Genomic DNA, 24,892 nt, shown 5'->3' with positions numbered 1-24,892 from the left:
ACCACCGAGTCCAAGAAACAACTAAAAGGGGAACACCATGAAGAGAATGCGCAAGGCAACCGCGCTCGCGGCCGCAGGCCTCGGAGTCGCGCTCGCACTCACCGGCTGCTCCGGTGGCAGCGGCGGCTCGGGCGGCGGCTCCGCGAGCGACGAGCTCGACGGCGCCTCGCTCACCGTCGGCTCGAAGGAGTTCACCGAGTCGCACATCCTCGGCCAGATCACCATCCTCGCGCTCGAGAACGCGGGCGCCGATGTGACCGACCAGACCGGCATCTCGGGCAGCGCGACCGTGCGCGAGGCCCTCGAGAGCGGTGAGATCGACCTCTACTGGGATTACACCGGAACCGCGTGGATCAACATCCTCGGCAACACCTCCGAGAATCTTCCGGAGGATCTCTACGCCGCCGTGGCCGAGGCCGACGCGGCGAACGGCATCGCCTGGCTCGAGCCCGCTCCCTTCGAGAACTCCTACCGCATCGCGGTGAAGAGCGACTTCGCGGAGAAGAACGATCTCGCCTCGATGACCGACCTCTCGGAGTACCTCGCGGAGAACCCGAAGGACGCCACGATCTGCGCCGCGAGCGAGTTCATCAACCGCGACGACGGGCTCCCCGGTATCGAGGAGGCGTACGGCATCGACTTCGGATCGCCCGTGGAGCTCGACCTCAACCTCATCTACACGCAGGTCGGCGAGTCGTGCACCGTCGGCGAGGTCTTCTCGACCGACGCCCGCATCATCTCGAACGATCTCACCGTGCTCGAGGACGACCAGAAGTTCTTCGTGGAGTACGCGGGCCTCGTCTCGCTCCGCCAGGAGACGCTCGACGAGTACCCCGCCATCGCCGAGATCATGGCTCCGATCAGCGAGGCGCTCACGAACGAGGTCATGACCGAGCTCAACGGCCAGGTCGACAACGACGGCGAGGATCCTCGCGACGTGGCCGAGGAGTGGCTGCAGGAGCAGGGCTTCATCGGCTGAAAACCATGAGATCGCGCTGAGGGCGTCGATCGGGTGCACCGCACTCGATCGACGCCCTTCTGCATGAAAGGAGGACGTCACGCACCTGTCATCATCCGACCGCAATCACCTGAAGGGGAGAAGAAGATGAACACTCGGAAGACCGCACGAAATCTACTCATCGCGGGCGGCATGACCCTCGCACTCGGCCTCTCGGCCTGCTCCGGCGATACCGGCGGATCCGGGGAGGGCGAGCTGTCGGGCGCATCCATCACGGTCGGTTCGAAGGAGTTCACCGAATCGATCGTCCTCGGCTACATCGCCGCCGAGGTCCTCGAGAACGCCGGTGCCGACGTGACGGACCAGACGGGCATCTCCGGCAGCGCCACCGTGCGCGAGGCCCTGGTGTCGGGCGAGATCGACCTCTACTGGGAGTACACCGGCACCGCCTGGGTGAACTACTTCGGTCACACGGCGGAAGACGTGCCGGACGACCTGTTCGCCGCCGTCGCGGAGGAGGACGCCGCGAACGGCGTCGCCTGGCTCGACCAGGCGAACTTCGAGAACAGCTACGCCATCGCGACAGGTCGAGACTTCGCCGAGGAGAACGGCATCGCGACGCTCTCGGACATGGCCGAATACATGCAGCAGAACCCGGATGATGCGGGCATCTGCGCCGCAAGCGAGTTCATCAACCGCGACGACGGGCTCCCCGGCCTCGAAGAGGCTTACGGCGTGAAGTTCGATCCGCTCGTCGAGGTCGACCTCAACCTCGTCTACACACAGATCAACGAGGGGTGCGCTTTCGGAGAGGTCACGACGACGGATGCGCGCAACATCACCAACGACCTCGTGGTCCTCGAAGACGACCGCGGGTTCTTCGTGGAATACGCCGGAGCCGTGACGCTTCGCCAGGACGTCCTCGACGAGTACCCCGCGATCGCCGAATTGCTCGCCCCGGTGAGCGAGGAACTCACCAACGAGGTGATGGCGACGCTCAACGGGCGAGTCGACAACGACGGCGAGGATCCCCGCGACGTGGCCGAGGAGTGGCTGCAGGAGCAGGGCTTCATCGACTGATCGGCGGTGGGGGCCGGGCGCATCCGCTCCCGGCCCTCGCCCCGTCAGGCCTCTACGAAGCGGCCGACGTTGCGCTCGGCGTCGATCCCTGTGAGCGCCGCCACGAACATCCGGTAGTAGGCGAGTTCCTCCCTGGTGCGCAACGGCGGGTCGACCAGGGATCCCTCGCGCGCCAGATCCTCCTCGGAGCAGCTCGCCCCGTAGTGCTCGCGCAGCACCACGTTCATGCCGGTGCCCTGCCCGAACTGCTCCTTGCGGCGCCACAGCACCTCGTCGGGCAGCCAGCCGTCGAAGGCGCGGCGCAGCAGCCACTTGGCCGGGCGCTCGTCTCGCAGCAGCTTCCACTCCGGCGGCAGCGCCATCGCGAGCTCCACGAAGTCGAGGTCGAGGAAGGGCATGCGCGGTTCGATCCCGTGCGCCGCCGCGACGCGATCGACGCGCTGCAGGCCACCGATGTGCATACCGGCGATGGTCTCGAGCAGTTCCTCGTGCAGTCGGTCGCCGCTCTCGTGCCTCCCGAAGTGGCTGTAACCGGCGAACAGTTCGTCGGCTCCTTCCCCCGCGAGCACCACTTTCACCCGCTCGGCGGCGAGCGCCGCGACGAGGTGGTGGGGCACCGCGCTGTGCACGAGCGTCGGATCGAAGGACTCGAGTTCGGAGACCACCTGCGGCACGAGGGCGATGGCCTCCTCCGCCGTGTAGACGAGCTCGTGGTGCTCGGTGCCGGTGTGCTCGGCGACGAGTCGCGCGGCGGCGAGATCGCGGCTCCCCTCCATGCCCACCGCGAAGCTCGGCAGTGTCTTGCCTCGCTCGCGCATGAGCTTCGCGGCGATCGCCGTGACGATGCTCGAGTCGACGCCGCCTGAGAGCAGCACGCCGACGGGCGCGCTCGCGTCGAGGCTCTGCTCGACGGCGCGCACGAGGGTCTCGCGCAGCGCGGCGAAGACCCACGCGGGCGGCTCCTCGCGAGGATCCCGGCTCTTCAGCAGCACCGGGCCCATGCTGGGCTGCTCGGGCCCCGCGACGAGGCCGGTCTGCGGCGTCCAGACGTGGCCCGGCGGGAACGGCTCGACGAGTCCGCGCCAGTCATCGTCGAAGGCCTTGAGTTCTGAGGCGAAGAGCACGGTGCCGTCGCGCTGCGCCCAGTACAGCGGCGCGATCCCGAAGACATCCCGCGTCACGGCGAAGAAGCCGCCCGTGTCCGCGCTCTCGCCGACGCTCGCCCCGTCCCCTCTGCCCGTGCGCTCGTCGCGCTCGTCGGCGCCGGCGATGCCGTCGCCCGCGACGACGAGCGCGAAGGCGCCCCAGAGCGACTCGAAGGCCGCAGCGCCGCGCCGGCGCACGAGCTGCAGCACCGCCTCGAAGTCGGATCCGCGGGCCGAGGTTCCCAGCCGTTCCCGGATGCGACGGTGGTTGTAGATCTCACCGTCGCCGGCGAGCCAGAGCTCACCGGTGCCGTCGGAGATCCCGGTCAGCGGCTCCGCGTCGGGCCCGGGATCCATGATGGCCAGCCGCTGCGTGCCGAGCCACCAGCCCTCGCCGCTGCGGTGCCCGAGCCCGTCGCTCCCCCGGTGCCGCATGCGCTGCAGCATGCGCAGCCCCAATTGCCCGTCGAATGGTCCATGTGCAGCGACGATCGCCGACATGATCGATCAACCCCTCTCGGTTGCTTCAATCTCTGTGGTGTTCACGGTCTCGCCTCCCACCCTAGGGAGAGATCCTGCGCGTGCTCGGAGGCTCGCTCGATACGGGGGCGTACTATCGCGCGGGCAGGATCCGCGTGCGCACGGGAGCTCCCGCTACTCTGGAGGGATGATGCCAGGCGTTCCCCCGCTGCAGGGCCTGCAGGCGATCTCGTTGTCGACGCAGGCCTGGCTCGCCCGTCGCCTCGGCCGCAAGGCGTGGCTGGAGCGGGCCGAACGGCCCATGTGGGCGCTCTCCGACATGCAGCCCGTCACGGCTGCCTGGTGGCGGGAGCGCCGCAGGGTGCCCGGGCGGTTCTTCTACCTCGCCATCGGCGATTCGACGGCTCAGGGGATCGGCGCGAGCAGTCCGGGCCGCAGCTATGTCGGGCAGATCACCGACCGCATCGAGGCCAGGATCGGCGAACCCGTGCACGTCACCAACCTCGGAGTGTCGGGTGCGACGAGCTTCCTATGCGCCCGGGATCAGCTGCCGCGCACCGTGAACCCCCTGAAAAAGCATCCCGACCTCGTGACGCTGGCCATCGGCGCGAACGACATCGCCGCGTGGGATCCAGTGGCCTTCCACCGCAATCTGAGCCGGATCCTCGACGGGCTGCCGAAGCGCACCATCGTCGGGGAGATCCCCTCGTTCCATCTCCCCTGGAGGGAGGGTGCGGTGCGGGAGGCGAACCTGATCCTGCACGCCGTGGCCGAGCCGCGCGGGCACGAGATCGCCCCCGTCTACCGGGCGACCCGGGAGCGGGGCATCAGGGGGATCCTGACCGAGTTCGCCGAGGACGCATTCCACCCGAACGATCGCGGCTACGAGGTCTGGGCCGACGCGTTCTGGCCGCTCGTCGAGCCGCGCGTCGAGCAGTGGATGCGTCGGCACTGACTCAGGGCGTGTCGAGCAGCTCTGTGACGAGCGCCGCGATCTCGCTCCGCTCGGAGCGGGTGAGCGTCACGTGGCCGAAGAGCGGGTGCCCCTTGAGCTTCTCGATCACCGCGGCGATGCCGTCGTAGCGCCCCACCCTCAGGTTGTCGCGCTGCGCGACATCGTGCGTGAGCACCACCCGCGAGTTCTGGCCGATCCTCGACAGCATCGTGAGCAGCACGCCCCGCTCGAGCGATTGCGCCTCGTCGACGATCACGAAGGCGTCGTGCAGCGAGCGTCCGCGGATGTGGGTGAGGGGCAGCACCTCGATCAGGTCACGGGCGATCACCTCGTCGAGCACGTTCTCGGAGACGATCGATCCGAGCGTGTCGAAGACGGCCTGCGCCCACGGCCCCATCTTCTCCTCGCGGTCCCCCGGCAGATAGCCCAGCTCCTGCCCGCCGACCGCGTACAGGGGCCTGAACACCATGATCTTGCGGTGCTGCCGCCGCTCGAGCACCGCTTCGAGCCCCGCGGCGAGCGCGAGCGCCGACTTGCCCGTACCAGCGTTGCCGCCGAGCGAGACGATGCCGAAGCCGGGGTCGAGCAGCAGGTCGATCGCGAGTCGCTGCTCGGCGCTGCGACCGGTGATCCCGAACACCTCCCGGTCGCCGCGCACGAGCCGCAGCGAGCCCGGCCCGTCGATGCGTCCGAGCGCCGAGCCGCGGGGCGAGGTGAGCACCAGACCGGTACCGCGCGGAATCCCCTCGACCTCGCCGACCCCGTCGAGGCGTCCCTCGTCCCACAGCTCGCGCATCCGCTCCTCGTCGAGGTCGACGGCTGCGGTGCCCGTGTAGGCGTCGTCGTGCGCCTGCTCGGCGCGGTACTCCTCCGAGCCGAGCCCGAGGGCTGCGGCCTTGAGGCGCATCGGCAGATCCTTCGAGACGACCGTGACCTCGAGCCCCTCGCTCGCGAGGTTCTGAGCGACCGCGAGGATGCGGGTGTCGTTGTCGCCCAGGCGCATGCCGCTCGGCAGACCGTCGACGCTGGAGTGGTTGAGCTCGACGCGCAGCGTGCCGCCGGCCTCGCCGACGGGCACCGGGAAGTCGAGGCGCAGGTGCTTCTCCCGCAGTTCATCGAGGATGCGCAGCGCGCGGCGTGCGAAGTAGCCGAGCTCGGGATCGTGGCGCTTCTTCTCGAGTTCGATGACGACCACCACGGGTAGCACGACGGAGTGCTCGGCGAAGCGGAAGAGCGCCGACGGATCGCTCAGCAGCACCGAGGTGTCGAGCACGTAGCTGCGCTGCGCTTGCCTCGCGGCCGCGAGATCGTCGTGCGCGCCGGATGGCTGCGCCTGCTCGTCCCCCGTCTGAGTCAGCCGGGCGGTTGCGGGGTGCTGGAATTCGGCCACGATGGCTCCTCTGCTCCGGGGCGGCTGCCCCGTTTCAGCGAGGTCGACACTCCGAGCGGTGCCGGCGGGCCTCCCTCGGTCGGGCACCCTGCCCGACGCTTCACACGCTACGCCGACCACCCGGGGAACCGCCAGTGACACGCGCGTTCATCCGTGAACACCTCGTGACCGACTCGTGAACCCATCCGCGGAGCTGTGACGGTATCCTGGAGTGCAGCCATTCATACGCACATAGGGGGCACCGCTTGCGAACGATCGACTGGGTCGACGGAGCCATCGAACTGATCGACCAGACCCTGCTGCCGCACCGCATCGAGGTGCTGCGGGTCACCGAGCTCCCCGAGCTCATCGACGATATCCAGCGGCTCGCGGTTCGCGGCGCCCCGGCGCTCGGCGTCGCCGGAGCGATGGGAACCGCGCTCATCGCCGCGAGCGTCGCCGCTGCGTGCGGGGACGCGGAACTGGATCGCGACGAGGTGCGTCGCCAGGCGAAGCTGCTGCGCGAGGCGAGGCCGACCGCGGTGAACCTCTCGTGGGGTGTGGATCGCGCGCTCACTCGTCTCGAAGACGGCGCGGAGGCGATCCTCGAGGAGGCGCTCGCGATTCGCGACGAGGACATCGCCGCCTGCGTCTCGATGGGTCTGCGGGGCGCGGATCTGACCCGCGAACTCACCGGCAAGGATCGCGTGCGGGTGATGACCATCTGCAACACCGGCAGCCTCGCCACGGTCGAGCGCGGCACCGCGCTCGGGGTGATCCAGACCCTCCTCGAGCAGGGTTCGCTCGAAGAGGCGTTCCCGCTCGAGACGCGCCCGCTGCTGCAGGGAGCCCGCCTCACCGCGTGGGAGCTGCAGCGCATGGAGGCGCCGTTCCGCCTGCTCATCGACTCGGCGGGGCCCTTCCTGCTGTCCCGTGGCATCGCCGACGCCGTATTCATCGGGGCGGATCGGATCGCCGCGAACGGCGACACCGCCAACAAGATCGGCTCGTTCTCGCTCGCGCTCGCGGCGCAGCACGCCGGTGTGCCGTTCATCGTCGTCGCGCCCGAATCGACGATCGACATGTCGACTGCGAGCGGCGCCGACATCGAGATCGAGGATCGCGGCGTCGCAGAGGTCGCGGGATTCGGCGGCACCCGCACCGCCCCCGAGGGCATCGGCGCGGTCAATCCCGCCTTCGACGTCACGCCCCGCGAACTCATCACCGCCATCGTGACCGAGCGTCGCGTGATCCTGCCGGGGAGGGGCGACACCCTCACCGGTGTCCCGCTCGAGGATCTGCGCGCCTAAGCTGTATCGCTGTGAGAGGCTCACCCACCGGCGCGGCCTCATCCACCCATTCGAAAGGATCATCAATGTTCTTCACCAAGCGTCGCGCTCGCGCGGCCCTGATCGCGGGAGCCGCATCGGCCGCGCTTCTGCTCACCTCCTGCTCCGGCGGCGGTAACGCCGACGGCGGCAGCGCCGACGCCGGCGCCGAGGGCCCCTCGTTCATCTACATCACGAGCGACCCGATCGGTCAGAATGAGTTCCTCAAGTCGGGCAAGGTCGGCATCGACAACGTGGCCGAGGAGTTCGAGGGCAGCGCCAAGACCTTCGAGTCGAAGGACGACGCGACGCGACGCTCGAACCTCGAGGCCGCGATCGCCGAGGCCCCCGAGGTCATCGTGATGCTCGGGTTCCAGTTCGGCGACGTCGCCGTGGAGCTCGCCGAGCAGAACCCGCAGCAGAAGTTCGTGCTCATCGACACCTTCGTCGAGGGCGCCCCCGAGAACCTCTACCAGGCCACCTTCCGCGAGCAGGAGCCCTCCTACCTGCTCGGCGTCGAGGCCGGTCTCCTGACCCAGGCGAACAAGGTCGGCTCGGTCATCTCCCTCGACATCCCGCTGCTCGCGAAGTACTCCGACGGCTTCGCGGAGGGCGCGAAGAGCGTCAACCCCGATGTCGACACGGTCGCACCGCAGGTCATCGGCGGCGACAACCCGTTCGCCGACACCGCCCGCGCCAAGGAGCAGGCGATCGCCTTCGCCGGCACCGGCGTCGATCAGGTCTTCGCGGTCGGCGCTGCGGCGAACGGCGGCATCATGGAGGCCGCGGCCGAGAAGGGCTTCTCTGCCTACGGCGTCGACGCCAACCAGTGCCCCATGGCGCCGGGCTTCGTGGTCGACGGCACCATCAAGGCGGTCGACAAGGTCGTCGAGACCGTCGTCGGCGAGATCATGGACGGCAAGGGCTCGGCCGAGGCGACCACCTCGTTCGGCCTGAAGGAAGAGGGCATGACCATCGTCAGCCTCACCGAGGATGCCGCCGACTCGCAGTGCACCGTCATGGAGAACCCCGACGTTCTCGAGAAGGTCGAGCAGGCTCGCGATGACATCGTGAGCGGCAAGGTCGAGGTCAAGGACCCGACCGCGTAGTCCCGAAGGATCCGGCGCTCGCGCAGGATGACGGTCTGAGCCGTCATCCTGCGCGACGCGCCCCCTCCGGGGTTCTGCTCGGCCCGCCCCCTGCCGTCCTGGCCGACGCACCCCCCTCCGTGATCCTGCGCGAGCGAAGCGAGTCGCAGGATCCCCACCCCTCACCCAGCAGCAACCCGAAGGAGCGATGATGGTCGCCGAGGTCTCGATGCGCGGCATCACCAAGCGCTTTCCCGGCGTGCTCGCCGATGACAACGTCGACTTCGAGGTCGAGACCGGCGAGATCCATGCGCTGATGGGTGAGAACGGCGCCGGCAAGTCGATCCTGATGTCGATGCTCGCCGGCGTCTACCAGCCCGACGAGGGCGAGATCTTCATCCGCGGCGAGCGCCGCTCCCTCTCCTCCCCGCTCGACGCGATCGACGCGGGGATCGGCATGGTCTTCCAGTCGTTCAAGCTCTTCCCCTCGCTCACCATCGCCGAGAACGTCGTGTTCCGCGCGGAGCCCACGAAGCGCGGCCTCATCGATCGCCAGGAGGCCGGCAGGCAGGTCGCCGAGATCGCCGAGCGCTACGGCCTCTCGATCGATCCGAACGCCCGCGTCGACTCCGTGCCCGTCGGTGTGCTGCAGCGCGTCGAGATCGTGAAGGCGCTGTACCGCGAGGCGCGCGTGCTGATCCTCGATGAGCCCACCGCCGTGCTCACCCCGCAGGAGACCGAGCGCCTCTTCGACGTGCTGCGCGCCCTCAAAGCCGATGGCCGCACGATCATCATCATCACGCACAAGCTGAACGAGGTCATGGCGATCTCCGACCGGGTCACGGTGCTGCGCGACGGCCGAAACGTCGCCCAGCTGGTCACGGCGGAGAGCTCGCCGGCTGAGATCACCCGGCACATGACGGGCCGCGATGTCGATCTCACCACACCGCCTCCCGCGCAGGATCCGGGAGAGGTGGTGCTCGACGTGCGCGGCCTCACCGTTCCCGGCGCCGGCGAACGGGACGCCGTCTCTGAGGCCGAGCTGTTCGTGCGCTCGGGCGAGATCGTCGGCATCGCCGGCGTCGCGGGCAACGGTCAGGTCGAGCTCGCGGAGGCGATCATCGGCATGCGGCAGGCGACCTCGGGCACGGTCTCGGTCGCGGGCGAGGATCTGAGCCGCGCGACGATCGCCCAGCGGCGCGACGGCGGCATCGCCTACATCCCCGAGGATCGTCACGCGGTCGGCAGCGCGGGCACCGCCGACGCCATCGACAATCTCGCCCTGGGCCACCATCGCAAAGCGCCCCTGCTGCAGCGCGGTCTGCTCTCCCGCGGCGCGATGCTCGAGCACGCCAAGCGGCTCATCGCTCGATTCGGCGTGAAGATCGCCGGGCCGTCCACGCCCGTGGGCACGCTCTCCGGCGGCAACCTGCAGAAGGTCGTCGTCGCACGAGAGCTCGACTACGGCTCGCCGCTGCTCATCGCCGAGCAGCCCACACGCGGCGTCGACATCGGCGCCATCGAGGCGATCCACCGCGAGCTCTGCGAGTATCGCGACCGCGGCGGCGCGCTGCTGCTCATCTCCGCCGAGCTCAGCGAGATCATGTCGCTCTCGTCGCGCATCCTGGTGATGTTCGAGGGCAGGATCGTGGCGGAGGTGCCGAAGGCGGAGGCCGACGACGCGCTGCTCGGCCTCTACATGGCGGGCCACGAACCCGAGCAACGGCACCGACCGGGCTCGTTCGCCGCCGCATTCGCCGCCGCGGCCGGTTCCGCGACCGATGGGAAGGGAGCCGCACTGTGAGCGCTCTGCAGAGATTCGGCCGCTGGCTGGCCGGCCCGATCCCGATCTCGATCGTGCTGGCCTTCCTCATCGGAGCCTGCTTCATGCTCATCGCGGGCGTCGATCCGCTCAGCGGCTACACCGCGATGCTGCAGGGGTCGTTCGGCACCGGGGCGGGGCTCGCGAACACGCTGCAGCGCGCCGTCCCCATCGTCGGCATCGGCATCGCCATCGCCATCGCCTTCCGCGCCGGCGTGCTGAACCTCGGCACCGAGGGCCAGGCCGGCCTCGGCGCTCTCGCCGGCGGCATCGTCGCGATCTACGTGCCCGGCCCGGGGCCGCTCGTGCTGCTGCTCGCGGTGGTCGCGGCGGTGGCGGTCGGCGCCGCATGGGGCCTCATCGCGGGAGTGCTGCAGAATCTGCTCGGCGTGCCGATCCTGCTCTCCACGCTGCTGCTCAACTACCCCGCCCGCTACTTCTCGTCGTGGCTCATCCGGTTCCGGCTCGATGAATCGAGCTCCGACCTGGTCGCCAGCGAGCAGGTGCGGCCCGAGGTGCAGCTCTCGATGATCGTGCCGCGCGATTCCGGCTTCGCCGAGACCCTGCGCAACAGCCTCGGCGCGACGAATCCCGTCACCGCCGTGCTGACGGGCGTCAACTGGTCGCTGATCGTGCTGATCCTCGTGGTCATCGCGACGATCTTCATGAACCGCCGCACCCGCTACGGCTTCGAGTCGGGCCTGAGCGGCCAGAACGCCGAGTTCGTGCGCTACGGCGGCGTCAACCCCGGCCCCCTCGTGCTGCGCACCATGACGCTCTCCGGCGGCCTCGCCGGCCTCTTCGGGCTGATGCTCGTGATCGGCGCCCCCAACACCCGCCTCATCGAGGGCTACTTCGTGCAGACCAACTACGCCTGGACTGCCCTGCTCGTCACGCTGCTCGCCCTCTACCGCCCCGTGGGGATCCTGATCGCCGGCACCTTCTTCGCGGCGATCATGGTGGGCAGCGATGCGATGGGCCGAGAACTCGGCCTCTCGCCGCAGATCGCGGCCGTCATCCAGGCGCTCGTCATCATCCTGCTCGCGTTCCGCGTGGCGCTCCCGCGCTTCCGCCGCCGCGGGCGCGCCCCGGAGTCCGAAGCCGCGACCGGCGCTCCCCCGCCCCTCCCGCAACCGGGCGAACCGCAGCCGGCACTCACCGGCACCGCCGACTCGGCAGACGCCGGCACCCCCGCAGACGAGAAGGAGTCGGCGCGATGAATTTCCTCGACCTGTTTGATCAGGATCTCGTCTCCTCGGTGCTCCGATCCCTGATCCCGATCCTGCTCGCGGCCCTCGGCGGGATGCTCGCCGAGCGCGTCGGCATCTTCAACATCGGCCTCGAGGGCATGATCCTCGTCGGCGCGTTCTGCGGCGTCGCGGCCTCGTTCTTCGCCCACAACTGGATCGTGGGCGTGATCGTCGCGATGCTCGCCGGCGCACTGTTCTCGCTCATCCTGGGCTACGGATCGGTCTACCGCAAGGGCGATCCCATCGTGCTGGCGATCGCCATGAACATCCTCGCCGTGGGCATGACGAGCTTCCTGCTCGTCGCCATCTTCGACGTGCAGGGCGTGTTCCAGGATCCCGGGATCGACGGCATCCCGACCTGGCGCATCCCGATCCTGGCCGACATCCCCGTGATCGGCTCGCTGTTCTCCCTCACCCCGCTCGGATATCTGGCTCTGCTGCTCGTACCCGCGCTGTGGGTCATGCTGTTCCGCACGCCCCTCGGGCTGCGACTGCGCGGTGTGGGCGAGCGCCCGCTCGCGGCCGCGACCATGGGCGTCAACCCGCAGCGGTACCAACTGGGAGCGGTGATCGCCTCGGGCGCGCTCGCCGGCCTCGGCGGGGCGCAGCTCGCGCTCGGCAACGTGGTGCAGTTCACCGAGAACATGTCGGCCGGGCGCGGCTGGATCGCCGTCGTCGCGGTGATGCTCGCCCGTGCGCACCCCGTCGGCGTGCTCGGTGCGGCGCTGCTGTTCGGCTTCGCCGACGCGATCGGGTTCCGCCTGCAGTCGTTCGGGCTGCCCCAGCAGCTCACCGACGCCGGGCCCTACGTGGTCACGCTGCTCGTGCTCGTGCTCATGAGCAAGCGGTTCCGCAAGACCCGGGAAGCGGCGCTCGCGTGAGCGGAGGGCCTTCGCTGCCGCCCGAGGCCGCGCGCTGGGTCGAGCGGCTCGGCCTCGAGCCGCTCGAGCACGAGGGCGGGCTCTTCCGCCGCATGCACCTCGACGAGCACTCCAGCGCGATCTACTATCTGCTCGCCGACCCCGATTTCTCGGCGCTCCACTCCCTCGATTCTGTCGAGGTCTATCACTGGTACGCGGGATCCCCGCTGCGCTTGCTGCTGCTACACCCCGACGGTCGATCCGAGGAGCGCCTGCTCGGCCCCGACCCCGATGCCGGCCAGCTGCCACAGGTGGTCGTGCCACCCGGCGTGATGCAGGGATCCTCGTCTCTCGGCGCGTGGTCGCTCGTCGGCACCACCATGGCGCCCCCGTTCTCCTGGGAGGGTTTCGAGCTCGGCGAACGCCGTGAACTGCAGCAGCGCTACCCCGAGGCGGCCGAACGCATTTCACAATTGACACGGGTCGTTTCAGACACTTCTTCGGGGTCGGCGGGCTAAGGTAGTCGTATGACCGACGCGAGAATCGTCCGCACCAGGGCCGCGCTGAATCGCGCCATCATCGATCTCGCGACGGAGAAGGCCGTTCCCAGCATCACCGTCTCCGAACTCGCGGCAGAGGCCGGCATCAACCGCGTCACCTTCTACAAGCACTTCACCACCCCCGCGGAGGCCCTCGGCGCCGCGCTCACCCTCGACCTCGATGAGACGCGCAAGCGCTTCATCGACGGGCACGGCTCTCACGAGGGGGATCCGATCGAGTTCTTCCGCGACAGCGTGAACGAGGTGCTCGACCATATCGACCGGCATCGCAGCCTGTACGAGTTGTCGGTCCACTCCCCGCAGGACGGCACTGTGCCGAACCTGCTCGCCGATCACTTCACCGAGACCATTACGCAGTACCTCGAGACCCGCGCCCGGCTCGACCCGCCGCTGCCCGACGTGGATCGCTCGATCGTCTCCCGGTTCTTCGCCCACGGCCTCGTCGGTGCGATCAAGGCGTGGCTGCTGAGCGGCTCCTCGGATCGTGACGAGGTGCTGCGGTCGGTCATGGTGATCGGCCCCGACTGGTGGCTTCCCGAGCGCCCCTAGCGCTGAGTCTGCGGGTGCGCCGGTGCTCGGTCGGCGATGTTCGCCCGGCGATGCCCTCTGTGTGCACCCGCCGCTGTAGACCTCCCGCACCGTTGCAGACCTCCCGCACCGCGCGAGAGATATACAACGGTGCGGGAGGTCTACAACGGCGACTGTCGGGCGGTATCGGCCACGGGGCGGCACCGGCTACCGGGCGAAACCGGTTGCCGGGCGAAACCGAGCTCTCGCTATCGTCGCGGAGCCAGCTCCGGTTCGCGCCTCAGCTGGCCGGTGAGGGCGAGCACCGCGATGATGACGGCGAACACGATCCACCCGGCGACACCGGCGACGCTCGCGAGAGCCATGTTCAACGTCTCGAGCTCCCCCGCAGCGATGACCCACAGGATCATGCCGCCCGTGCCGTTGAATGCGCCGTGCCCGATGGCGGCCGGCCACACCGACCCCGAGCGCAGGCGCAGCCATCCGAACACCACACCCCAGATCATGCAGTTGACGGTCATAAGGGCGACGCCGCGCCAGTCGAACAGTCCGTAGTTGTGGCCGAGCAGAGTCAGCGGAGCGTGCCACACGCCCCAGATCGCGCCGCTCAGCAGCAGGGACGGCCAGATCCCGAGCGGCCGCAGCGCAGGCAGCAGCCAACCGCGCCAGCCGAGTTCCTCGCCGAAACCGAGGATGGAGTTCGGGATCACGGCGAGGATCGGGAACAGCGCGAGTTGGATCGCGATGAGCACGCCGGGCGGGAGCAGGATGCCCGGGTCGACGCCGGGCGGCAGCGCGGCCTCCTGCGCCTCGACGAACCCCGAGAAGTGCACGAGGTCGAGGCGCACCCAGCCGAACAGCGCGGCGACCGCAGTCGCGAGCGCGAAGACGAGCAGCGGCGCGAAGAGCGCCGCCACCGTCATCCAGACGACCCGCTTCGCGGGGCGCAGCGGCCACATGCCGAGAAAGCGCAGGCGCTCACGCCGCGGCGTGCGGGTGACGAACATCGTCACCACTGCGGCGATCGCGGGGGTGACCATCACACCCCAGGGAGTGAGGGAGGCCACGAGCTGCGCCGCCGCGCTCTCCCGGTCGATGAGCCAGAGCGGTAGCGCGGCGAGCCATGCGAGACCCATGGCGAGCACGACGAAGAGCGCCACAGCGCCCCACGGCACGCGGTCGAGCCTGTCGGCGCGGCCGACGGGTGCCGCGGGACCGACGGGTGCGGCGGGATCAGCGGGTGCCGCGGGATCGGCTGCGGCCTGGCCACCGAGGCCCGGAGTAGCAGCCTGGCCGCCGAGGACCGGAGCGGCAGCCTCGCCGCCGGGGCCACCCGGAACGGCGGGTTCAGCCGCGCCGCCGGGGTTCTGCAGATCGCTCATACGTTCTCTCCCTCGTCTCCGTGAGGCTGCGCGGACCCTTCTGCAGCCCGCGCCCGGGTCACCGCCGCCAGCACGGCGGCCCCGCTCTCGGCATCGTCGACCGTCACCCCGAAGATCCGGCCGCTGCGTCGCGTGACGACGATGCCCTCGCCGCGACGCATCACCACTCCGGTGCGGTCGGGCGTGATCCGCCATCCCCACCCGCCGTACTCTGCGAACGGCTCGATCTGCGCCACCGTCACGCTCCGCACGTCGTCGGCGGCCACCCGGAACACGGGCCAGCCCAGCACCGAGCGCACCTCGAGGCCGGCGGAGTCGATGCGCACGCGGAACCGCAGGCAGGTCGCAAGCGCGACCAGCACGAGCAGCGTGCACGCGAGGGTGATCCACCCGGCCACCGAATCGACGGTGAAGGTCCACGCGGTGAGCGCCGCGAGCGGCACCAGCGTCGCGATCGTCACCCAGCCGATCGGGTTCTTGCGCCCCAGCCCCACCTCGCGGATCCAGACGGCGCGCTCGGTCTCGCCGAGCTCGAGCGCGGGCTGCGGCTCGCCGGAGGGCGCGTCGATCCGCAGCTTCGGCTGCGCGAAGAACGCCAGCACCGCGACCGCGATGCCCGCGACGAAGCTGCCGATGAGCACCCCCAGGATCGGCCCCGTCTCGCGGGCGTCGACCGCGTCGAGCTGCGAAGCGCTCGTGCCGACGGCCATCACCTGGTTGAGCGTCACCGTGCCCAGCACGATCGCGGGCAGCAGCCGGTTCATCGACGACCACCGCGGGGCGGCTTCCTGCTTCATCCTCGCCTGCAGCGACTGCACCCCCTGCATGAAGTACAGAGCGGTCAGCACCAGGCTCACCGCGGTGAGTACCACGAGATTCACCCAGGGCGAGTCGAAGCCGTCGGGCTCCCCCGCCCCGTTCCAGTGGATGGCAGCGGGATCGGGCATCCGCGGCAACCACACCAGCATGATGATCGCGCCCACGACGGTGAGGAACAGCGGCAGGATCAGACCGATGAACCGCGCCAGGCGCTTCGCCCGCCGCAGCGCCCGTGTCTGCTGGGCGGAGAGCGCTCCGCCCGATCCCGAATCCTGGTCCGCGGCTTCGACGGCGCGCAGGTGCCGGTTCACGCGGCTGCCCCGTCAGACACGATCTCGAGCGGCGGGGGCGGCTCGGTCGGCGTCTCGGCGACCACCGCCGCGAGCAGAGCGGGGCTGATCCCCAGCTCCGCCGCGCGGGAGACCAGCGCGCGAACATCGTCGCGCAACTCGGCGAGCCCCGCCGAAGCGGCAGTGACAACGGCTCCGCGTCGGCGCCTCAGGTCGATCAGCCCCTCGTCGCGCAGCTGCTGGTAGGCGCGCAGCACCGTGTGCACGTTGATTCCGAGTCCGGTCGCGACCTCCCTCGCCGGAGGCAGGGCCGCGCCGGGCCCGATCTTCCCGCTCGCCACGTCCGATCTCACAGAGTCGGCTATCTGCGCGTAGATGGGCCGCTCGCTGGCCTCGTCGATCCGGATCAGCATGCCGATAACTCTACCCGAAGTAGAACTATTAGCGCGACACCCGTCGTTTCTCCTACCCTCCTCGAAACACGGAGTCCCGATGTGCCGCTTCACCGGAGGCGGAAGCAACACATCGGGACTCCGCGTTCACCCCGTCGGGCGAGGCGCCCCTCAGAACGCGGCGATACCCGTCAGCTCGCGGCCGATCACCAGCTGGTGCACCTCGTCGGTGCCCTCGTAGGTGCGCACCGACTCGAGGTTGGCCATGTGACGCATGACGGGGAAGTCACTGGTGATGCCGTCGCCGCCGAGGATCGCGCGCGCCGTGCCCGCGATCTTGATGGCCTCGCGCACGTTGTTGAGCTTGCCCACCGAGATCTGACCGTACGACAGGTTGCCCGCGTCCTTCAGGCGGCCGAGGTGCAGCGCGAGCAGCAGCCCCTTCTCGTACTCGACGAACATGTCGGCCAGCTTGGCCTGGATGATCTGCTTGCCGCCGATCGGCGAGCCGAACACCTCGCGCTCCTGCGAACGGGACACGGCCACCTCGAGGCAGGACCGGGCTGCACCCATCACGCCCCAGACGATGCCGTAGCGGGCCTCATTGAGGCACTTGAATGGCGAGGAGAGCCCCTTCGAGCCGGGCAGGATCGCATCCGCGGGCAGGCGCACGTCGGTCAACTCGATCTCGGTCTGCAGCGACGCCCGCATCGAGAGCTTGTTCTCGATCGCGGTGGCCTTGAAGCCGGGGGTGTCGGTCGGCACGACGAAGCCGCGTACGATCCCCTCCTCGTCCTTCGCCCAGATCACGCCGACCTGCGCGATGGTGGCGAGGCCGATCCAGCGCTTCTTGCCGTTGAGCACCCACTCGTCGCCCTCGCGGCGCGCCGTGGTGATCATGGTGTTAGGATCCGATCCGCCCTGCGGCTCGGTGAGCCCGAAGAAGCCGATCGCCTCGCCGCGCCCCATCGCGGGGAGCCACTGCTGCTTCTGCTCCTCCGAGCCGAACTTGTAGATGGCGCCCATGGCGAGCGAACCCTGAACCGAGAGCGCGGTGCGGAAGCCGGAGTCGACGGCCTCGAACTCCATCGCGACGAGACCGTAGGCGACCGACGAGGCGCCCTTCAGCCCGTAGCCGTTCATGTACATGCCGAAGGCACCGAACTCGCCCACCTCGGGCAGCAGCTCGACGGGCAGGCGGCGATCCTCGAACGCCTGATCGATGATCGGCCGGATCCTCGTCTGCGCGAACTCGCGCGCGCGGAGCTGCCAGTCGCGCTCCTCCTCGGTGACGAAGTCGGAGACGTCGAACAGCTGGTCGATGGTGGTGGTCATGGGTGTTCCTTTCGGCGCGTCATCCCGCGTGAGCGAATCGCAGGATGTCTCTGGTGAACTGGTCTCTGCGGCTCGGCAGAATGACGGACTCGGATCGGGCAGGATCGCCGCTAGCGCGGCAGCCAGGCGGCGTCCTGGTGCTCGCCCACGCCGGGCGGCGGCGCCTCGTAGCGGGCGGGCGTCTCCGAGAGGCTGATGGGTGTGGCGACGGATCGCAGCACGTGCCGGGCACCGTCGGGGCCCGTGGCGGGGGTCTCGGCTACCGGGTCGAGCCCGAGCGACTGCGCGAGCTCGAACGCCTGGGCGATGCTGTTCACGCGACCGGCGGGGATGTTCGCCGCGGTGAAGGCGTCGATCCACTCGGCCGCGGGTCGCGTGCGCAGCGGCCCCTCGAGCGCTGCGCGGAGTTCGGCGCGATGGGCCACACGGTCGGGGTTGCTTGCGAAACGGGGATCGGCAGCGAGTTCCGGAACACCGAGCACCTCGCAGAGGCGCTTGAACTGACCGTCGGTGCCGACCGCGAGGGCGATGGCCTGATCGGAGGCCTCCAGCGTCTCGTACGGCGAGATCGAGGGGTGGGCGTTGCCCATGCGCCCGGGCGACACCCCGGTCTCGAGCGTCGACGACGCCTGATTGGCGAGCGCCGATAGCAGCGACCCGAGCAGCGTCACCTTGACGTGCTGTCCGCGGCCGCTGCCGGGCCGGCCCGCCCCGCCGTCACGCGCGCGCAGCGCCGCCTGGATGCCGATGACCGAGTTGAGCCCAGTGAGGATGTCGACGAGGGCGACGCCCACCTTCGTGGGCTCTCCGCCTGCCTCGTCGCTCTGGCCGGTGATGCTCATGAGACCGCCGACGGCCTGCACCAGCAGGTCGTACCCGGGCAGATCCCGCCCCGCGGTGTCGCCGAAGCCGGAGATCGAGCAGTAGATGACACCGGGGTTGTCGGCGGCGATGGCCTCGTAGCCGAGCCCGAATTTCTCCATGGTGCCCGGCTTGAAGTTCTCGATGACCACGTCGGCGGTTCGCGCGAGCTCGGCGGCGCGGGCGAGCCCATCGGCGTCGCGCAGGTCGCACACGACCGAGCGCTTGCCCCGGTTGACACCGGCGAAGTAGGTGCTCTGCCCGACGGCATTGACCGGCGGACGCCACTCGCGGGTGCCGTCGCCCTCGGGGCTCTCGATCTTGATGACGTCGGCACCGAGATCGGCGAGGATCATCGTGGCGTGCGGGCCGGCGAGCACGCGGGAGAAGTCGGCGACGCGGATCCCGGAGAGTGCGCCCAGAGGGGACGCGGATCCGGCCCTCTCCTGCCCCTCATCACCGCTCGAGGCGGTCTCGCTGCGATTCGGCTCCCTGCGCGCGTCGTCATTCACACCTTCAGTCTATGGATGCGATGCCCGCACTCGAATGCAACCTTGCATAGGCGGGCAGCCTTCTCTTGTGCAAGAATCACCCCATGGCTCAGCTCTCAGACCTGCTCGCGCTCCCGGACCTCGGGCTGCGGCTCATCCAAGCGGGAGCCGGCGACCCCGAGATCAGCTGGAGCTCGATCACCGAGCTGCTCGACCTCAGCAGCTACATCGACGGCGGCGAGATCATCATGACCACCGGGCTCGCCCTCGCCTCCGACGATGCACGATGGCGAGACTTCGTGGCGAGCCTCAGCCGAGCCCGCGTCGCAGCGATCGGCTTCGGCATCGGCGTCAACCACGATCGCGTGCCGCAACCGCTCATCGCCGCGGCGAGCGCCTACCGCGTCGCGCTCTTCGAGATCCCGCTGCCCGTGCCGTTCATCGCGGTGAGCAAGGCCATCGCGGCGCTCATCCGCGCCGACGAGCTGCGGGCCGCGCGCGGGGCGCTCCAGGCGCAGCAGCGGCTGCTCGACGGGGCGAGAGGCGGGCAGGATCCGGCGGAAGTGCTCGCCAGCGTGGCCCAGGCGACGGGACGCCACCTCGCGCTCGTCGCCTCGGACGGCGCGGTACTCGCAGGCACCGCGGGCTTCGCGGCGGCGCACGAGGCGGGCGGCGCCGAACGCATCGCCCTCGACCAGGAGTCCGCGCTGCACCTCGCCGTCGCCGGTGACGCACCGCTCAGCCCCGAGGGGCACGCCGTGATCACTGCCGGGTCGATGGTGCTCGCCCTGAGCCTGCGCGGCGACCGCGCCGAGGAGACGCGCGAGCGGGAGCGCTGGGAGCGCCTCACGGCGGCGCTGCTCGACGGGCGGGGCTCATCCGAGGCCGTGGCGATCCTCGCCCCCTCGCTCGAGCTGCCCCGGCGGGTTCGCGCGATCGCGGTGCAGGGCCGCGCCGAGGACGTCGCCGCGTGGCGCAGGCGCAGGCGCAGCGGTCTCGACCGGCTCATCGCTCCCGCCCCGGAACGCGCCGCCGTGCCGGGGCTCGCCCTCGCATGGCAGCTGTGCACCGATTCCGAGGGTGCACTCGAGCAATCCCTCGAGGTGGCCGCGGCCCACGACCTCGACGCCGTCGTGGGTCGCCCCGCCGAGATCGGGGAGATCCCGCTCAGTCGGCGATCCGCAGAGGCCCGCCTGCGCTCGCTCTCAACGACCGCGCCGCTCTACGCGGCGCCGCGCGTGCCTCAGGCCGTGTGGGCGGATCGCGACACCCCGCTGATCGAGGCACTGCTGTCGCTGGGGGCGGCGGATCCCGCACCGCCCACCGCACCGTCCGCCGGCTCCGGCGAGAACGCTCGGTCCGATGCCGCTCGCCGCGTCCGTCCCATGCTCAGCGCGCGCGTGCTCGGGCCGCTCTCGCTGCACTCGGAGGCCCTCGGCGACCCCGACCGCGCCCTGCTGCGCGACACACTGCGGGCGGTCTTCGAGGCCGACGGGCAGCGGGGACCGGCCGCCGCGGCGCTCGGCATCCACCGCAACACGCTGCGCGACCGGGTGACGCGCATCGAAAGGCTCACCGGCCGCTCCCTCACGGACGCCGACGACCGTGCGGAGCTCTGGATCGCGCTCCGCTTGGAGGGGCTCGAGGCGCTCAGCGGCTGACGCTCGCGCTAGACGCTCGGTTCGACCGCGGGGCCGCCGGCCTTCGATTCGCCGTGCGGTTCGTGCAAAGCGTGCAGCGCACCCTGGATGTCGCCGTGAAGCAGGTCATCGATGAGCTCGTCGACCGCGACGGCTTCGTCGGTGCCCTGCACGATCTCCACGCGAATGCCGGACTCTGATGCCTTTTTCTTGTCCATGCCTCACTGTACCTCCGATTCGGGGAGTCCGGGAACTCCTTTCACCGAATCGTGAGAAGCGCGGGCAGTGCTCAGTACAGCAGGAACTGCGCGGTACCCGAACCGTCGACGCCCGCCGCCGTGACGCGCAGGTGGTACGAGGCTCCCCCGGCGGCCACGGGATCGCGGGTGATGTCGCAGGTCTCCGGGCTGGATCGGGTGCGATCCCACTCGAGGGCCTCGGTCTCGAGCGGCTTACCGGGGTCGAGGATCACTGCCCGGTGGTCGCCGTCCTCCTGGCAATCGACCGAGCGCCAGACCTGGTCGTCTCCGCTCGACACGGTGAACTCCATCGTCGCGGTGCCGAGGTCGGCCGAGCAGGCTTCCTGGCCCGTGTTCTCGACGGAGAGCGAGAGCTGGGGCAGCTCACCCTCGGCGTAGTCGCCCTTATCCGTCATCGGAGTGACCTGCAGCTGCCCCGGGTTGCAAGCGGCCGGCTCCCCGTCCTCGCCGGCCGAATCGGCCTCCTCCTCGGCCAGATCGCTCGGCACCTCGACCTCGCGAGCGTTCTGGATATCGCTGTTCGAGCCCGGCTTCACGAACACGAGCACCACGACGGCGACCACCGCGAGCAGAGCGGCGAGCACGAGGATCCGGCGGCGGATGTAGACCTTCCGGTCCTTCGGCCCCACAGGATCACGCAGCGTCGACATAGCGACAGCGTAACCGCGAACGCGCCGCTACAGCCGCTTCAGCATGCGCGTGTTGCCGAGCGTGTTCGGCTTCACGCGGGCGAGATCGAGGAACTCGGCCACGCCCTCGTCGTTCGAGCGCAGCAGCTCGGCGTAGACGTCGGCCGCGACCAGCTCGGCGTTCTCGCTCACCTCTTCGAACCCGTGACGCCCGAAGAAGTCGGTCTCGAAGGTCAGGCAGAACAACTGGGCCAGGCCCAGGTCGCGCGCGCGCACCTCGAGCGCCTCGAGCAGACGGTGACCGACCCCGCGTCCCAGCCAGTCCTGGGAGACACCGAGCGTGCGCACCTCACCCAGCCGCTCCCACATGACGTGCACCGCCCCGTAGCCGATCACCCGGTCTTCGGCATCGGTCGCCACCAGGAACTCCGGAACCGCGGCGTACAGATCGACCAGATCCTTTCCCAGCAGGATTCGTCGCGCGACGAGCGGCTCCATCAGCTCGGCCATGCGGGGCACGTCGTCGGTGCGTGCGCTGCGGATGAGGATCTCTGCGGTCATCCCTCCAGCTTAGTGCGGGCCCGACTGGGCAGCCGCGACACCGCTCTTCGCACCGGAGATCGCGGCCCATTCGGGTGTTCTCGCCGAATACACCCGCCTGAAACACGATCTCCTGCCTGAGCGAAGGGCCCGTCGGCTGCCCGGCCGCCCGGCTGCTCGGAGCCGAGGGCAGAAACGAAGAAGGGGCCCGCTGCCGAAGCAGCGGGCCCCCTCGCTCGGGTTACTCCGCGGTGCCGGGGGTCGCGGCCGTCGAGGCGACGGCGGCGGCCGACGAGGCCGAGGCGTCTCCGTGGGCCTTATCGGAGTTGCGATCGGTCTCGAACGTGAACTCGCCGTTCTCGAAGCCGACCTTCACGAGGTCGCCCGCCAGCAGTTCGGCGCCGAGGATGCGCTCGGACAGGCGATCCTCGATCTCCCGCTGCATCGCGCGGCGCAGCGGCCGCGCGCCCAGCGCGGGATCGTAGCCGAGCTCGGCCAGACGCTCGCGCGCCGCCTGCGAGACCTCGATGTGCATGTCGCGGTCGAGCAGGCGATCCTTCAGCTGCTTCACGAAGAGGTCGACGATCTGCAGCAGCTCGGGCTTGGTGAGCTGCGGGAACACGATCGTGTCGTCGACGCGGTTCAAGAACTCGGGCTTGAAGTGCTTCTTCAGCTCCTCGTTGACCTTGCCCTTCATCGACTCGTAGCCCACCGAGCTGTCGCCCTCGATCTGGAAGCCCACCGGGCCGCCCGCGATCGCGCTCGACCCCAGGTTGGTCGTCATGATGATGACCGTGTTCTTGAAGTCGATCACGCGACCCTGACCGTCGGTGAGACGCCCCTCCTCGAGGATCTGCAGCAGCGAGTTGAAGATATCGGGGTGGGCCTTCTCGATCTCGTCGAAGAGCACCACCGAGAACGGCTTGCGGCGCACCTTCTCGGTGAGCTGGCCGCCCTCCTCGAAGCCCACGAATCCGGGGGGCGCACCGAACAGGCGGGAGACGGTGTGCTTCTCGCCGTACTCCGACATATCGAGCGAGATCAGTGCGTCCTCGTCATCGAACAGGAACTCCGCGAGGGCCTTCGCGAGCTCGGTCTTGCCGACGCCGGTGGGGCCGGCGAAGATGAACGAGCCCGAGGGGCGCTTCGGGTCCTTGAGGCCGGCGCGCTGACGACGGATCGTCTTGGCGAGCGCCGCGATGGCCTCGTTCTGACCGATGACACGCTGGTGGAGAGCCTCCTCCATGAAGCGCAGACGCGAGGTCTCCTCCTCGGTGAGCTTGAACACCGGGATGCCGGTCGCCTGTGCGAGCACCTCGGCGATCAGGCCCTCGTCGACCTCCGCCTGGGTGGCGACGTCGCCCGAGCGCCACTGCTTCTCGAGCCGCAGCCGCTCGGCGATGAGCTTCTTCTCCTCATCGCGCTTGTTCGCGGCGGCCTCGAAGTCCTGCGCCTCGATCGCCTGCTCCTTGTCGGCGCGCACGACCGCGATCTTCTCGTCGAACTCGCGCAGCTCGGGCGGGCTCGACAGGATCGAGAGGCGCAACCGGGCACCGGCCTCGTCGATCAGGTCGATCGCCTTGTCGGGCAGGTAGCGATCCTGCACGTAGCGATCCGCGAGATTCACGGCGGCCACGATCGCGCCGTCGGTGATCGACACCTTGTGGTGCGCCTCGTAGCGGTCGCGCAGGCCCTTGAGGATGTTGATCGAGTGCGGCAGCGAGGGCTCGTTCACCATGATCGACTGGAAGCGGCGCTCGAGCGCAGCGTCCTTCTCGAAGTGCTTGCGGAACTCGTCGAGCGTGGTCGCGCCGATGGTCTGAAGCTCGCCGCGCGCGAGCATCGGCTTGAGGATGTTCGCAGCGTCGATCGCTCCCTCGGCCGCGCCGGCGCCCACGAGGGTGTGGATCTCGTCGATGAATATGATGATGTCGCCGCGGTTGCGGATCTCCTTCGTGACCTTCTTCAGGCGCTCCTCGAAGTCGCCGCGGTAACGGCTGCCCGCGATCATGGAGCCCAGGTCGAGCACGTAGACCTGTTTGTCCTTCAGCGTCTCGGGCACCTCGCCCTTGACGATCGCCTGGGCGAGGCCCTCGACGACGGCCGTCTTGCCGACGCCGGGCTCGCCGATCAGCACCGGGTTGTTCTTCGAGCGGCGCGAGAGGATCTGCATGACCCGCTCGACCTCCTTCTCGCGGCCGATCACCGGATCGAGCTTGCCCTCGCGGGCGGCCTGGGTGAGGTTGCGACCGAACTGGTCGAGCACCTGCGAGCCCTTGGCGTCGCTCTGCTGCTCGGGCGCGCCCACCGTGGCGCTCTCCTTGCCAGCCTGGTAGCCGGAGAGCAGCTGGATCACGGTCTGGCGGACGCGGTTGAGGTCGGCGCCCAGCTTCACGAGCACCTGGGCTGCGACGCCCTCGCCCTCGCGGATCAGGCCGAGCAGGATGTGCTCGGTGCCGATGTAATTGTGGCCGAGCTGCAGCGCCTCGCGCAGGCTGAGCTCGAGCACCTTCTTCGCGCGCGGCGTAAAGGGGATGTGCCCCTGCGGGGGCTGCTGGCCGGTGCCGATGATGTCGGTCACCTGCGCGCGCACGGCGTCGAGCGAGATATCGAGCTGCTCCAGCGCCTTGGCCGCGACGCCCTCGCCCTCGTGAATGAGGCCGAGCAGGATGTGCTCGGTGCCGATGTAGTTGTGGTTGAGCATCTTCGCCTCTTCCTGGGCGAGCACAACCACCCGGCGGGCGCGATCGGTGAATCTCTCGAACATCAATAACCTCCTTGCGGTTCCCAGAACGGTCGGGGACCGCTGATGCATCCAGGCTACGGGGTG

The 24,892-nt window shown here is 69.5% G+C and carries 22 protein-coding genes; 11 read left to right on the top strand and 11 right to left on the bottom strand.

Going from position 1 to position 24,892, the window contains the following annotated elements; translation table 11 throughout:
* The first annotated feature begins 46 nt into the window (after nt 1-46).
* Both KVY00_RS12950 and KVY00_RS12945 read left to right on the top strand, forming a co-directional pair.
* Nucleotides 47-979, top strand: coding sequence for a glycine betaine ABC transporter substrate-binding protein (locus KVY00_RS12950; RefSeq protein ID WP_255572644.1), 933 nt, complete (start codon nt 47-49; stop codon nt 977-979).
* 126 nt (nt 980-1,105) lie between these two features.
* A complete protein-coding gene (locus tag KVY00_RS12945; RefSeq protein WP_255572643.1) occupies nt 1,106-2,038 on the top strand; it encodes an ABC transporter substrate-binding protein in 933 nt (310 codons plus the stop codon).
* Nucleotides 2,039-2,082: 44 nt separating this feature from the next.
* On the opposite strand, the gene KVY00_RS12940 is transcribed toward KVY00_RS12945, so the two are convergent.
* Nucleotides 2,083-3,684: an asparagine synthase-related protein gene (locus KVY00_RS12940; protein WP_223043289.1), complete on the bottom strand. Its 1,602-nt coding sequence runs from the start codon at nt 3,682-3,684 to the stop codon at nt 2,083-2,085.
* A 166-nt stretch (nt 3,685-3,850) separates the two neighbouring features.
* Between KVY00_RS12940 and KVY00_RS12935 the strand changes: the two genes are divergently transcribed.
* The gene (locus tag KVY00_RS12935; RefSeq protein ID WP_255572642.1) at nt 3,851-4,618 is read left to right on the top strand and encodes an SGNH/GDSL hydrolase family protein; all 768 of its coding nucleotides are present in this window, start codon (nt 3,851-3,853) and stop codon (nt 4,616-4,618) included.
* A gap of 1 nt (nt 4,619) precedes the next feature.
* Here KVY00_RS12935 and KVY00_RS12930 read toward each other — a convergent pair whose 3' ends face one another.
* Nucleotides 4,620-5,975, bottom strand: a complete 1,356-nt coding sequence (locus tag KVY00_RS12930; protein WP_223045317.1) for a PhoH family protein — start codon at nt 5,973-5,975, stop codon at nt 4,620-4,622.
* 278 nt (nt 5,976-6,253) lie between these two features.
* Between KVY00_RS12930 and mtnA the strand changes: the two genes are divergently transcribed.
* The 7 genes from mtnA to KVY00_RS12895 all read left to right on the top strand — a co-directional run bounded on the left by mtnA (nt 6,254) and on the right by KVY00_RS12895 (nt 13,444).
* On the top strand, nt 6,254-7,297 hold the full coding sequence (gene mtnA, locus KVY00_RS12925) for an S-methyl-5-thioribose-1-phosphate isomerase (protein ID WP_223043288.1): 1,044 nt from the start codon (nt 6,254-6,256) through the stop codon (nt 7,295-7,297).
* Between the two features lie 65 nt (nt 7,298-7,362).
* On the top strand, nt 7,363-8,424 hold the full coding sequence (locus KVY00_RS12920; protein WP_223043287.1) for a BMP family ABC transporter substrate-binding protein: 1,062 nt from the start codon (nt 7,363-7,365) through the stop codon (nt 8,422-8,424).
* Nucleotides 8,425-8,611: 187 nt separating this feature from the next.
* Nucleotides 8,612-10,207: an ABC transporter ATP-binding protein gene (locus tag KVY00_RS12915; RefSeq protein ID WP_255572640.1), complete on the top strand. Its 1,596-nt coding sequence runs from the start codon at nt 8,612-8,614 to the stop codon at nt 10,205-10,207.
* Nucleotides 10,204-11,445: an ABC transporter permease gene (locus tag KVY00_RS12910; protein WP_223043286.1), complete on the top strand. Its 1,242-nt coding sequence runs from the start codon at nt 10,204-10,206 to the stop codon at nt 11,443-11,445. Before KVY00_RS12915 ends, KVY00_RS12910 begins: the two co-directional genes overlap by 4 nt.
* On the top strand, nt 11,442-12,356 hold the full coding sequence (locus KVY00_RS12905) for an ABC transporter permease (RefSeq protein ID WP_223043285.1): 915 nt from the start codon (nt 11,442-11,444) through the stop codon (nt 12,354-12,356). The genes KVY00_RS12910 and KVY00_RS12905 overlap by 4 nt, the downstream gene beginning before the upstream one ends.
* A complete protein-coding gene (locus KVY00_RS12900) occupies nt 12,353-12,853 on the top strand; it encodes a cupin domain-containing protein (RefSeq protein ID WP_223043284.1) in 501 nt (166 codons plus the stop codon). Before KVY00_RS12905 ends, KVY00_RS12900 begins: the two co-directional genes overlap by 4 nt.
* A 9-nt stretch (nt 12,854-12,862) precedes the next feature.
* Nucleotides 12,863-13,444 carry a TetR/AcrR family transcriptional regulator gene (locus tag KVY00_RS12895; protein ID WP_223043283.1) on the top strand — a complete coding sequence of 194 codons (582 nt, stop codon included), beginning with the start codon at nt 12,863-12,865 and terminating at the stop codon, nt 13,442-13,444.
* Between the two features lie 227 nt (nt 13,445-13,671).
* Here KVY00_RS12895 and KVY00_RS12890 read toward each other — a convergent pair whose 3' ends face one another.
* The 5 genes from KVY00_RS12890 to KVY00_RS12870 all read right to left on the bottom strand — a co-directional run bounded on the left by KVY00_RS12890 (nt 13,672) and on the right by KVY00_RS12870 (nt 19,014).
* The gene (locus tag KVY00_RS12890) at nt 13,672-14,805 is read right to left on the bottom strand and encodes a CPBP family intramembrane glutamic endopeptidase (protein WP_223043282.1); all 1,134 of its coding nucleotides are present in this window, start codon (nt 14,803-14,805) and stop codon (nt 13,672-13,674) included.
* Nucleotides 14,802-15,935 carry a DUF1648 domain-containing protein gene (locus KVY00_RS12885; RefSeq protein WP_223043281.1) on the bottom strand — a complete coding sequence of 378 codons (1,134 nt, stop codon included), beginning with the start codon at nt 15,933-15,935 and terminating at the stop codon, nt 14,802-14,804. Before KVY00_RS12885 ends, KVY00_RS12890 begins: the two co-directional genes overlap by 4 nt.
* Nucleotides 15,932-16,327 carry a GntR family transcriptional regulator gene (locus tag KVY00_RS12880; protein ID WP_223043280.1) on the bottom strand — a complete coding sequence of 132 codons (396 nt, stop codon included), beginning with the start codon at nt 16,325-16,327 and terminating at the stop codon, nt 15,932-15,934. Before KVY00_RS12880 ends, KVY00_RS12885 begins: the two co-directional genes overlap by 4 nt.
* 150 nt (nt 16,328-16,477) lie before the next feature.
* A complete protein-coding gene (locus KVY00_RS12875) occupies nt 16,478-17,641 on the bottom strand; it encodes an acyl-CoA dehydrogenase family protein (RefSeq protein WP_223043279.1) in 1,164 nt (387 codons plus the stop codon).
* A 110-nt stretch (nt 17,642-17,751) separates the two neighbouring features.
* Nucleotides 17,752-19,014, bottom strand: a complete 1,263-nt coding sequence (locus tag KVY00_RS12870) for a CaiB/BaiF CoA transferase family protein (RefSeq protein ID WP_223043278.1) — start codon at nt 19,012-19,014, stop codon at nt 17,752-17,754.
* Between the two features lie 83 nt (nt 19,015-19,097).
* Between KVY00_RS12870 and KVY00_RS12865 the strand changes: the two genes are divergently transcribed.
* Entirely contained in the window at nt 19,098-20,654 is a 1,557-nt protein-coding gene (locus KVY00_RS12865; RefSeq protein WP_223043277.1) for a PucR family transcriptional regulator, read from the top strand.
* Between the two features lie 8 nt (nt 20,655-20,662).
* On the opposite strand, the gene KVY00_RS12860 is transcribed toward KVY00_RS12865, so the two are convergent.
* The 4 genes from KVY00_RS12860 to KVY00_RS12845 form a co-directional block, all read right to left on the bottom strand.
* A complete protein-coding gene (locus KVY00_RS12860; RefSeq protein WP_223043276.1) occupies nt 20,663-20,851 on the bottom strand; it encodes a hypothetical protein in 189 nt (62 codons plus the stop codon).
* Between the two features lie 71 nt (nt 20,852-20,922).
* Nucleotides 20,923-21,543 carry a hypothetical protein gene (locus tag KVY00_RS12855; RefSeq protein ID WP_223043275.1) on the bottom strand — a complete coding sequence of 207 codons (621 nt, stop codon included), beginning with the start codon at nt 21,541-21,543 and terminating at the stop codon, nt 20,923-20,925.
* A 27-nt stretch (nt 21,544-21,570) separates the two neighbouring features.
* On the bottom strand, nt 21,571-22,083 hold the full coding sequence (locus tag KVY00_RS12850; RefSeq protein WP_223043274.1) for an amino-acid N-acetyltransferase: 513 nt from the start codon (nt 22,081-22,083) through the stop codon (nt 21,571-21,573).
* A 220-nt stretch (nt 22,084-22,303) separates the two neighbouring features.
* Entirely contained in the window at nt 22,304-24,829 is a 2,526-nt protein-coding gene (locus KVY00_RS12845) for an ATP-dependent Clp protease ATP-binding subunit (protein WP_223043273.1), read from the bottom strand.
* Nucleotides 24,830-24,892 lie beyond the last annotated feature (63 nt).

The sequence above is a fragment of the Leucobacter tenebrionis genome, from assembly GCF_019884725.1.
Taxonomy (GTDB): Bacteria; Actinomycetota; Actinomycetes; order Actinomycetales; family Microbacteriaceae; genus Leucobacter; species Leucobacter tenebrionis.
This window is presented reverse-complemented; position numbering and strand designations above follow the sequence as displayed.